Raw genomic sequence first — 1617 nt, 5'->3', positions numbered from 1 at the left:
CTCGCTGGGCGTGGTCACCGGTGTGCCCGGCCTGCCGCGCACTTGGTCGGTTGGTGTCACGAAAAACTGGTAACAACCACAAGGGCGATCATTCGCTCGAAGAAGGGGCGCGGGTCTTCAGGATCCGCGCCCTTTCCTTTTTGGCTGCCGGACAATGCAGCACGAGCGAAAAGCGCGCGACTCGGCGCGTGTCTCAAGGCTGGCGAAACTGCTTGAAATTCAGGCTGGAATGTCGGCGCCTAACGGTTCAACCGCTCGCGGATTTCCTTGCCCGGCTTGAAATAGGGGACCCGCTTGGCGGGCACCGAAACCGCTTCCCCGCTCCTGGGGTTGCGACCGACCCTTGCATCGCGCTCGCGGGTCGAGAACGCCCCGAAACCGCGCAATTCCACGCGTCCGCCTTCGGCCAGCCGGGCCGCGATCTCGTCGAAAAAGATGTCGATCACCTGTTCGACCTCGTCGGCCCGGAGCTCCGGGTTGTCTGCCGCGACTGCCTGCATCAATTCCGATCTGATCATAGTCCCATCCCCGGCGTTGAGGGCGCAATGCGCCGGAATGCTGCCAGCCGAAAACTGCGCCGACGCTATTTCCAACGCAACAAGACTGCCAGAGAGCAAGCGCTTGCGCAATCCGGCTACAAATAAAATCTGATTGAAGTGAAGGGCTTCCTGCCCTCAGGCGGTGTCGAGCAGCTCCGCCGGCTCGATCCCCAGGCGCTCCATGCGGGCGCGAATCTCGGGCCATTCGCGCGCCAGGAAATTCGACCGTTCGGACTGGCGCAGTTTCTCGGCCGCGCCTGCGACGACGAACATGCCGACCCCGCGCTGGACTTCGACCAGCCCGTCGGCCTGGAATTGCTGGTAGGCCTTGGCGACGGTCAGCGGATTGGCGCCCTGTTCGGCCGCGAAGGCCCGCACCGACGGGAGCATGTCGCCCTCGGCGTAGCGGCCCTCGATAATCGCGGCCGCGATCAGGTCGCGAAGCTTGAGATAGACCGGGCGGCTCGATTGCGACATGGCTGGTTCCTTGGCGACGGTCGCGCGCATTCGGCGACGCCGGGTGCTTCAGTGCCATAATACACCGTGTCAGGTCAAGTCGCGCGGGCCGCAGGGAGATACGGTTTCTTGTGAAACAATTGCTTCACAACGGGAAATCTCCCGTTAGTGTGCGCGAAGATGATTGCCGGGCGCTCCCGGCCCAGCATTCCGGGAGACTTCGAACGTGGACCTCGAACAGATCATCGTCGCGGTGGCGGCATCCTTCCTGATCCTGCTGCTGATCGGCGGCGCAACGGTCCTCACATCGTCGAAACAGGAATTCGCGGGGCATCCCAAGGGCCTCTACATGCTGTTCTTTGCCGAAATGTGGGAGCGTTTCTCCTATTACGGCATGCGCGCCCTGCTGATCTTCTATCTCACCCAGCACTGGCTGTTCTCGGACGAAGACGCATCGCTGGTCTACGGCGCCTATACCGCGCTGGTCTATATCGCGCCGGTGCTCGGCGGCTATCTCGCCGACCGCTATCTCGGGCAGCGCAAGGCGGTGCTGTTCGGCGCGGTCCTGCTGACCATCGGCCACTTCCTGATGGCGTTCGAAGGCGAGGGCGCGCTCGGCCAG

The 1617-nt window shown here is 63.1% G+C and carries 2 protein-coding genes and 1 pseudogene; 1 reads left to right on the top strand and 2 read right to left on the bottom strand.

What is annotated here, in order from left to right; all coding sequences use genetic code 11:
• Window positions 1–239 precede the first annotated feature (239 nt).
• Both AC16XC_RS00635 and AC16XC_RS00630 read right to left on the bottom strand, forming a co-directional pair.
• Complete coding sequence (locus AC16XC_RS00635; RefSeq protein ID WP_484032695.1) at window positions 240–518, bottom strand: integration host factor subunit beta; 279 nt, start codon at window positions 516–518, stop codon at window positions 240–242.
• 156 nt (window positions 519–674) lie between these two features.
• Window positions 675–1016, bottom strand: coding sequence for a GntR family transcriptional regulator (locus AC16XC_RS00630; protein ID WP_484032696.1), 342 nt, complete (start codon window positions 1014–1016; stop codon window positions 675–677).
• Between the two features lie 259 nt (window positions 1017–1275).
• On the opposite strand from AC16XC_RS00630, the pseudogene AC16XC_RS00625 reads away from it, so the two are divergent.
• Window positions 1276–1617, top strand: a pseudogene (locus AC16XC_RS00625) (MFS transporter); the annotation flags it as partial.

This window comes from Candidatus Andeanibacterium sp., assembly GCF_057143545.1.
Note: the sequence above shows the minus strand (reverse complement) of the source record. Positions and strands in the feature narration are given on the sequence as shown.

Bases quoted from the DNA above. Each gene is read 5' to 3' on its own strand.
- AC16XC_RS00635 (WP_484032695.1), bottom strand. From the start codon at position 518: ATGATCAGATCGGAATTGATGCAGGCAGTCGCGGCAGACAACCCGGAG.
- AC16XC_RS00630 (WP_484032696.1), bottom strand. From the start codon at position 1,016: ATGTCGCAATCGAGCCGCCCGGTCTATCTCAAGCTTCGCGACCTGATC.